Source organism: Clostridium punense, from assembly GCF_017874425.1.
In the GTDB taxonomy this organism is placed as follows: domain Bacteria; phylum Bacillota; class Clostridia; order Clostridiales; family Clostridiaceae; genus Clostridium_J; species Clostridium_J punense.
Map to the genome: position 1 here is coordinate 96,696 of NZ_JAGGLL010000017.1, position 8,869 is coordinate 105,564.

An 8,869-nucleotide genomic window follows, 5' to 3' on the forward strand; every position below is an offset into this window, starting at 1 on the left:
AGCTTTAAAAACAATCATTTTTTTGAAATATATTTATTATCTTTTATATAAAATCTCCATAGAAAGTCCTTTGCTTCTTCAGCATAATCTATACCAACTCTTGTAGTTTCAATTATTTGAAAATCCTCATACCCTATATCTTCAATATATAGGGTGTCACCAGTTAAATCTACCCCATTTAAGGATTTATCTAACTTCAAAGCATTACAAAGTTTAGCTGGTCCATTTCCTATAGCTTTTAGTTGTGTTTTATTTAATTCCCTAAGTGGTTTTTTATATCTTAACAAGCTCATTTCATCAATACCTTCCATTGGCTCTATAGCTCTAACTAAAACAGCTTCAGGTATATCTTTTTCAGTTGCTACTACATTAAAGCAATAATATAACCCATAGATAAAGTATATATAACTTACACCTCCTGGTTCGAACATGACCTTAGTCCTTTCAGTCTTCCTTCCACCATAGGAGTGTGCTGCTTTATCTATTAATCCTCTATAAGCTTCTGTTTCAACTATTATGCCAGATAGTAATTTCCCATTCGAATTATGTACTAGCTTTTTTCCCAAAAGATCTTTAGCTACTTGTATTGTATCTCTTCTATAAAAACTCTTATCTAGTTTCATATTATAGCTTATCCTCCGTTTCCATATGGTAAGTATTCTTAAACATGCTTAACAATAGTGTAGGTTATTTTGATTTTTATATTCATATTTCAAGGTGCCATGGGAAGAACAATCCACACTAATTAAATAAAACCATAGACAATAGAGAAATTAGTACTCTACTATCTATGGTTATTAATCGGCACTTTACTTCCTAATACATTAGCCCTTTATTCTAGAAATAGACTATTTATAAAAAGGTCCTTAAGTCTTATATTATAATATTTTATTTAGAGCTGCATCTAAGTCTGAAATTATATCTTCTGCATTCTCTAATCCCACAGCAAGTCTAACTAAATTATCTTTTATTCCAGCTTCTAATCTTTCTTCAGAAGTGTATGGTGAGTGAGTCATTGAAGCTGGATGTTGGATTAAAGTTTCACAGTCTCCTAAACTTACTGCTAGACTGCATAGGTGTGTATTGTTTATCACTGTTTTTCCTTCTTCAACTCCACCTTTTATTTCGAAAGCAATTACTGCACCTGGAAGAGACATCTGCTTTTGAGCTAATTCATATTGTGGGAAACTTTTTAATCCTGGGTAGTATATTTTCTCTACTGCAGGATGATTCTCTAAGAACTGAGCAACTTTCATAGCATTAGCACAGTGTCTTTCCATTCTTACTTCTAATGTTTTCATTCCCCTAATTACTAAGTAAGCATCAAAAGGACTCATTACAGATCCTGTCATGTCTTTAACTCCAAATAATCTTACTTGTGTTAAGAATTCTTTGCTTCCAACAACAAATCCACAAACAACATCTCCATGACCATTTAAAAATTTTGTACCAGAGTGAATAACTACATCCGCACCTAGTGAAAGTGGCCTTGCAATATATGGTGTACAGAAAGTGTTATCTACCATTACTAGGCAGCCTTCATTTTCATGAGCTATTTTACTTATAGCTTCAATATCTGCTATATCTAAATTTGGATTAGCTGGACTTTCTAAATATACAACTTTTGTATTAGGTCTCATTGCTTTTCTAACATTTTCTGGATCTCTTGTATCAACAAAAGTTACTTCTACTCCAAATCTTGTTAAGCCATGGCTTAAGTATGCATATGTGCAGCCATATAAAGTTTTTGCTGCCACTACGTGGTCTCCAGCTTTTAATGCTGTCCATAAAGCTGATGAAACTGCTCCCATACCTGAGCTCATAGACATAGCCGCTTCTGCTCCCTCAAGAAGAGCAAGTTTTTCTTCTAGTACAGTATTTGTTGGGTTACCTAATCTTGAATAAATATAACCCTCTTCTTTTAAGGCAAATCTATTACCGCCTTGATCAGCGGAATCAAATATAAAAGTAGCTGTTTGATGTATTGGAGTTGCTAGTGCTCCATATTGATCCTTTACTGCTCCACCATGTACTGCTCTAGTTGAAAATCCCATGTTTTTTAATAAGTTTTTATCCATGTTAATCCCCCCGTAAGTATATAATCATAACACTAATATTATTAGCAATTTTTATGCCAATTTAAAGCAATTACTCCTTATGTCTATTTTTTTATTCTTAATTGTCCTTAAAAAAGAAATTCAACGTTAAATTTCTTCTTTTCCCTATAATTGATTTTAATTCTTATATCTAAAATTACCTGTTGTAATTTCTTAGAACTTTTCAAAATTTGTTTATTTTCATACTTTTCTATATATAAACGTATTAATGGCAACTAAAATTACCACTATACACCATATCGCGGTAATTTTAGTTTCCACTTGGTATGAAAAAGTTCCACTAGCCTTATATCCTATATTTTTTTATTTTATTCATTAAAGCCGTGTGGGATATTCCTAATGCCTTCGCTGCTGACCTTATACTTCTATTATTTTTCAAGGCGTTTTTTATTTCATTTATTTCTGTTCTTTCTACTATAACTTTCAGTGGTTCACTTTTAGAGATTTCAGTGTTCTCAAAGACACTTAAATTACTTATATCAAATATAATATTTTCTATAACTAAAGTATCTCCTTCACAAAGAATCATAGCTCTTTCCATAACATTTTGTAACTCTCTTATATTTCCTTGCCAAGGGTATTCAATAAGTTTATTGATAAACTCCATTTCAGCACCTTTTATGTTTTTATTTAGAGTGTGATTTAATTTTTCAATAAAATGCATAACTAGTATTGGAATATCCTCTACCCTCTCTCTTAAAGCGGGTATATATAATGGAATAACATTTAATCTATAGTATAAATCCTCCCTAAAAACCTTACCTTTAATCATTTCTTCTAAATTTCTATTAGTTGCTGCAATAACTCTTATATTTATCCTCTCTTCCTTATTAGAACCGATTTTTCTTATAACGCCCTCTTGCAGTACTCTTAAAAGTTTTGCTTGCAAGGGTAAGGATAGCTCCCCAATCTCATCTAAGAAAATTGTACCATTGTTAGCTTGTTTAAATAATCCATCCTTTCCATTACTTAAAGCACCTGTAAAGCTTCCCTTCTCATATCCAAAAAGCTCGCTTTCAATCAAATTATCTGGAAGGGCTGCACAGTTAATTGCCACAAACGGATTATCTCTTCTATTGCTCAAATTATGTATTGCTTTTGCAAATAACTCTTTCCCTGTACCGCTTTCACCTCTTATTAGTACAGTAGAACTTATTTTAGCTACAGTAGTTGCTAAATTTTTTACTTTGTTTATAGCTCTACTATTTCCTATGACCTCTTTAAAAGCGCCCTCTTCAGTTGATGAAATCACCTTAACCATTTCAATAGCTTTATTTACATCCCTTAATGAACATATGCCACCTAAGCTATTACCATCATCGTCTTTTATTGCCATACCACTAACCATATAGTGTTTTTCTTCTTCTAAATTTTTAACTGTAACTTCAATATTCTTATAGCTTTTCCCATTTTTAATTACGTGAATTAAATCATCTTCCTTGATTAGAGTAGTAATATCATTTCCAACTACACTTTCCTTTTTATATCCAAAGATTTCTTCACAGTACCTGTTAAATATTTCAACTTTGCCTTCTCTGTTCACAGCAATTATTCCATCATCTACTGAATCTAGTACAGCTAATAGTTTTCTTTCATTTTTTTCATAATATAAAAGTTCAGCTTCTTCTACTTGAATTACTTCTTCTAGGGTGTAAAATTCCTTAATCAATTCATCCTTCTTCCACTTGTGAATGTCTTCAATTTTTACACATATTTTAGTTGGAAAAACCTCAACAGAAGTCAAGCTAATGTTAGCTTTGTATATCTTTTCTAATATTTTAAGAGTTATTCCAATTTTATCTTCAGTTATTATTTCAAATCTAATATATCTTTTCATACCCCACCCATATTCTTAAACTATTTTTTCACTATTTAAATTCTAAAGTTCATTTTTAACTCTTGTGATAATTTATAGCCTACAATAACTACATAACTATCTAGTTTTAAAAGAATTACTTTTCATAGATTTAATAATGGACCAACTTAAAACTATTCGCAAATATATATACATTATAATCAAAGGAACTTCAAATTGAAAAGGAATTAATAAAAATAAAGGTATTCCATTGATAATTGAAATACCTTTTACTAAATATTTTAAAATTACTTCTTAAAATTTTCTACATACATAAATGGAATAACCGCGTACATAGCAGCACATTGTATTAACTCCTCTTTAAAGGTTTTTTCATTAGGAGCATGAGCCTCATCCTCATGACCAGGGCCAAAACCTATACATGGTATTCCATAGCGTCCCATAATAGAAACTCCATTTGTTGAGAAAGTCCATTTATCAACTAATGGTTTTCTGTCAAATAACTCTTCATAACATTGTACTGCATTCTTACATATATTATGATCTTCTGGTATTACCCAGGTTGGAAAATAACTTTCCGTCGGATATACAAGACCTGTGTAAGCTGGTCTTTCATAGGTATACATTTCAACCTTTGCATTTGCAGCCTTAACAGAAGGTAGTCTTCTTATTTGTTCTAATGCATACTGGAAGGTTTCACCATCAGTAAGTCTTCTATCAATAGAGATAGTGCAGCTATCTGCCACCGCACATCTAGATGGTGCTGTAAAGAATATTTCTGATACTGTTAAAGATCCCTTACCTAAGAATTCATTATCTAAAAGATTTTCATGTAGAGCCCTTAATTCATTAAGAATAGGTGCCATCTTGAATATTGCATTATCTCCTCTTTCAGGTGCCGAACCGTGACAGCTTAGTCCATTAGTAGTAACCTTAATTTCCATTCTTCCCCTATGGCCTCTATAAATATTACAAGAGGTTGGTTCAGTAATTACAACAAACTCAGGTACAATTTTATCCTCATTAATTATATATTGCCAGCATAAACCATCACAATCTTCCTCTTGAACAGTACCTGTAACTACTAGTGTATAATCATTTTCTAATCCTAAATCCTTTATTATTTTTCCAGCATAAACCATAGAAGCCATACCACCTTCCTGGTCACTGCCTCCTCTTCCTAAAATTATTTCCTCATCCTCATATCCCTCATATGGATCATACTGCCATAAATTTATATCTCCTATTCCCACAGTATCTATATGAGCATCCATAGCTATAATATGCTTTCCATGCCCAATGTAGCCAAGTACATTACCCATAGGATCAATTTCAACCTTATCAAAACCAACTTTCTCCATTTCCTCTTTTATTCTCAATACAACGTCTCTTTCATTACAACTCTCACTAGGTATTCTAATCATGTCTCTTAAAAATTTAGACATATCCTCCTTATAGTTTCTTGCTTTTTCTAAGACTTGTTGAAAATTAATTTTCATTTTTACCTCTCCTTACCAACATTTTTTATATTATTTAATTATAGGTTACTACCATATGCACCGTTCCAAACTATTTTTCTATAGTTGATTGGATCTGTATCTCCTTCAGTGCTAAAAACCAACACCACAGATTCCTTATTTAGTTTTAATAATTCTTTAGTTTTCCTATATTGAGGATCAGTCATAACTTTCAAAATAAACCCAATACCCACTCCTGCAGATTCACCAGCTATTATTCTTTCATCTTCCCCTATGGGATTCCCAAGTACCCTCATACCATCTGCCGTAACATAGTCAGGGCACTTACAAAAACCATAAGCGAAGTCCTTAATAATATCCCATCCGGCCTTTACAGGTTCTCCACAAGCAAGACCAGCCATGATGCTTTCTAAATCTCCATCTACATTATGAGGAAAACCATCATTAATTTCAGCTGACTTAAAATAGCATGCTGCATTTGTAGGTTCCATTATAACTGTGGTTGGGATTGCTCCATCATAAAAATTTGCAATTGCACCTGTAACGCCTCCAGCCATTGCACCCACCCCAGCCTGTACAAATATATGAGTTGGCTTACAAACTCCTAAAGCTTGGAGTTGTTCAATGGCTTCCATCCCCATGGTGGAATAACCTTGAAGGATATTTTTGGGAATTTCATCATATCCTTCCCATGAAGTGTCTTGAACAATGTGCCAGTTATTAAGTTGTGCCATTTTATTTGCATGTCTTACTGTATCATCGTAGTTTAACTCTGTTACTACTACTTGTGCTCCCAAAGTTTCTATATTCTTAACCCTGCTTTCAACAGTACCTTTAGGCATATAAATTATCGCCTTTAGCCCTAGTTGATTTGCAGTCCACGCTATACCTCTTCCGTGATTGCCATCGGAACAGGTAACTAATGTGATGTTATTAATCTTTTCATTAACTTCCTTTGACTTTAAATAGTCAAAAGTTACTTCTTCTATTTCAAGTCCTAGTTTGCCGCAAATTAATTTTGAAACTGCATAGGTTGCTCCTAGAATTTTAAAAGAATTTATGCTTCCACGTTTTGATTCATTCTTAACAAAAATAGATTTTAGTCCTAAGTATTCTGATAAGCTAGTTAAGTGTACAAGAGGACTTGTCTTACACTGTGGAATTGAATCATGGATGTGTCTAACCTTTTTTAATTCTTCACTAGAAAGAAATTCTGGACAATTTTCTTTCAAAGGTTTATAACTTTTATTAAAAATGAAATCAATATTATTTTTTTTCTCCAATTTTTACTCATCTCCATTATTTATGAGAATTATTAATAAATACATATGCTATATTTAAATAATTATTCATAAAACAAATTTACAGTTTTATTATGTGTTATTTTAATATATACCTATATTATTTATGAAAAATATGTTAATAAATCTAAAAACTTTCTGCATTTAATTAGTCATTATTTTAATTATTCTACTCGGGAAAATCCTTATTTAAGCTTGTATGTTTTATTAAAATTATTAAAAAACTCTTTGTAAAAACCTTTAATAGAAATGTCATAATATATAAAATTCATCATATTTATTTACAGTAAACAGACAAATTTTTATATTTTAAAACGGAGGTAACTTAGATGAAAAATTTAATATGGGGCCCAACTTTTGAAGAAATGTTAAATCCTGAAACCATCAAATCTGACATAAGAGAGCAAGCTCTAAATGCTCTAGAGAAGGATCCACTAGATCCAATAAATTTGTTTAATATTAATTTTACTGATCATAAAGGAAATTTAAGCTATTTTATTATTCCTAAGGAAATTACTGGAGTTAAAGCTAATATAATTTGTTTGCTAGGCATGAATTTTCCTACTGGAAGTCATAAAGTTGGAGCTACCTATTCAGTTACTATGGAGAAGCAATTAAATGGAGAAATAATTCCAGGGGAGCATACCATTGTATATCCTTCAACAGGTAACTATGGTATTGGTGGCTCTTGGACAGGTCCTCGTATGGGATATGACACTAAAGTAATCCTACCAGAATTAATGAGCCAAGAGAGATTTGATAAAATTGAGTATTATGGTGCTAGCTATATAAAAACTCCAGGTTGTGAGAGTTCTGTTAAAGAAATTTATGATAAATGCTGGGAATTAAAAAGAGCTAGCAATTCAAACTATATATTAAATCAATTCGAAAGTTTTGGAAATTACATGTTCCACTACTATGTAACTGGTAATACAATTGCTAAAATATCTGAAGAATTAAAAGGAAAAGGAATTGGAAATGGTAGAGCTTCAGCAGTAGTATCTTCCATGGGGTCTTCAGGCACAATTGCCTCTGGAGATAGAGTAAAACAACTATATCCTGAAGCAAAGATAATTGGATTAGAACCAATTCAGTGCCCCACATTATATAACAATGGATATGGTGATCATGATATACAAGGTATTGGTGATAAACATGTAACATGGATTCATAATGTAATGAATATGGATGCTATAATGTGTATTGATGATATGGATTGTAAAAAAGCATTACAGGTGTTAACTGATGAAGTAGGTAAACAATTCTTAATAAAAGATATTGGATTGAGCTTTGAAGATGTTGAAAAGTTGTCAAAAATCTTCGGCATATCTGGAATTTGCAATATATTAGGAGCAATTAAAACTGCAAAATACTATGAGTTGACTGAAAATCATAATATCTTCACCATGGCTACAGATAATTTTGACAGATATTATTCAGTTATGAATCAAATTACTGAAATGTTTGGTACCTTAACTACTACAGAAGCAGCAGTAAGATTTAACTCAATTTTTAAAGGTGTTAAACTTGATTATATTGAAGAAGGAACAATGCTCAACAAAAAAAGATGGCATAACTTGAAATATTATACATGGGTAGAGCAGCAAGGTAAAACTGTAGAAGAGCTAAATGCACAAAAAAGTCAGGATTATTGGATTGAAAAACAACAACAAATTAATGAAATTGACTTAAAGTTAAAAGAAGTAAGGGGATTTTAACTTTAAATTTGTATCTATTATCTTTTATAGTCATATTAACTTTATATATAATAAAAATAAAACATCAAGCTTTGCTTGATGTTTTTCATCTTTTGGATTAATACCTGGCGACCACCTACCCTCCCACAAAGTCTCCCTTGCAGTACTCTTGGCCTCTAATTGCTTAACTTGCGTGTTCGGTATGGGAACGAGTGTATCCAATAAGAGCATTATCACCAGATTAAATTTTAATATAATCTTCGCATTACTTCATTTCTTTATAATGCTTAATTCTATTAAAATTTAAAACAATATAATTTAATTATTATAATTGTTCTTTCAAAATTGCACAGTGAAATTATGTCTTAGGTCAAGCCCTCGACTTATTAGTATTAGTCAGCTAAACATGTTACCATGCTTACACCCCTAACCTATCAACCTGATGTTCTTTCAGGAGTCT

At 31.7% G+C, this 8,869-nt stretch carries 6 protein-coding genes and 2 rRNA genes; 1 reads left to right on the top strand and 7 read right to left on the bottom strand.

All coding sequences use genetic code 11. From position 1 onward, the window contains the following. Positions 1–14: 14 nt before the first annotated feature. From J2Z44_RS11785 to dpaL, 5 genes are all read right to left on the bottom strand, one after another. Positions 15–623: a DNA-3-methyladenine glycosylase gene (locus J2Z44_RS11785; RefSeq protein WP_021283302.1), complete on the bottom strand. Its 609-nt coding sequence runs from the start codon at positions 621–623 to the stop codon at positions 15–17. Between the two features lie 255 nt (positions 624–878). Next, positions 879–2,078, bottom strand: a complete 1,200-nt coding sequence (megL, locus tag J2Z44_RS11790; protein ID WP_021283301.1) for a methionine gamma-lyase — start codon at positions 2,076–2,078, stop codon at positions 879–881. A 325-nt stretch (positions 2,079–2,403) separates the two neighbouring features. Further along, on the bottom strand, positions 2,404–3,954 hold the full coding sequence (locus J2Z44_RS11795) for a sigma 54-interacting transcriptional regulator (RefSeq protein WP_209649592.1): 1,551 nt from the start codon (positions 3,952–3,954) through the stop codon (positions 2,404–2,406). Between the two features lie 266 nt (positions 3,955–4,220). Beyond that, positions 4,221–5,432, bottom strand: coding sequence for a YgeY family selenium metabolism-linked hydrolase (locus J2Z44_RS11800; RefSeq protein ID WP_021283299.1), 1,212 nt, complete (start codon positions 5,430–5,432; stop codon positions 4,221–4,223). 38 nt (positions 5,433–5,470) lie between these two features. Further along, positions 5,471–6,694 carry a diaminopropionate ammonia-lyase gene (dpaL, locus tag J2Z44_RS11805; RefSeq protein WP_021283298.1) on the bottom strand — a complete coding sequence of 408 codons (1,224 nt, stop codon included), beginning with the start codon at positions 6,692–6,694 and terminating at the stop codon, positions 5,471–5,473. A 347-nt stretch (positions 6,695–7,041) separates the two neighbouring features. On the opposite strand from dpaL, the gene J2Z44_RS11810 reads away from it, so the two are divergent. After that, a complete protein-coding gene (locus tag J2Z44_RS11810) occupies positions 7,042–8,430 on the top strand; it encodes a PLP-dependent cysteine synthase family protein (RefSeq protein WP_209649593.1) in 1,389 nt (462 codons plus the stop codon). Between the two features lie 102 nt (positions 8,431–8,532). Here J2Z44_RS11810 and rrf read toward each other — a convergent pair. Together rrf and J2Z44_RS11820 are read right to left on the bottom strand one after the other, a co-directional pair. Then, positions 8,533–8,650: ribosomal RNA gene (gene rrf / locus J2Z44_RS11815) — 5S ribosomal RNA — on the bottom strand. A 125-nt stretch (positions 8,651–8,775) separates the two neighbouring features. Next, positions 8,776–8,869, bottom strand: a 23S ribosomal RNA gene (locus J2Z44_RS11820); the annotation flags it as partial.

Bases quoted from the DNA above. Each gene is read 5' to 3' on its own strand.
- J2Z44_RS11785 (WP_021283302.1), bottom strand. From the start codon at position 623: ATGAAACTAGATAAGAGTTTTTATAGAAGAGATACAATACAAGTAGCT.
- megL (WP_021283301.1), bottom strand. From the start codon at position 2,078: ATGGATAAAAACTTATTAAAAAACATGGGATTTTCAACTAGAGCAGTA.
- J2Z44_RS11795 (WP_209649592.1), bottom strand. From the start codon at position 3,954: ATGAAAAGATATATTAGATTTGAAATAATAACTGAAGATAAAATTGGA.
- J2Z44_RS11800 (WP_021283299.1), bottom strand. From the start codon at position 5,432: ATGAAAATTAATTTTCAACAAGTCTTAGAAAAAGCAAGAAACTATAAG.
- J2Z44_RS11810 (WP_209649593.1), top strand. From the start codon at position 7,042: ATGAAAAATTTAATATGGGGCCCAACTTTTGAAGAAATGTTAAATCCT.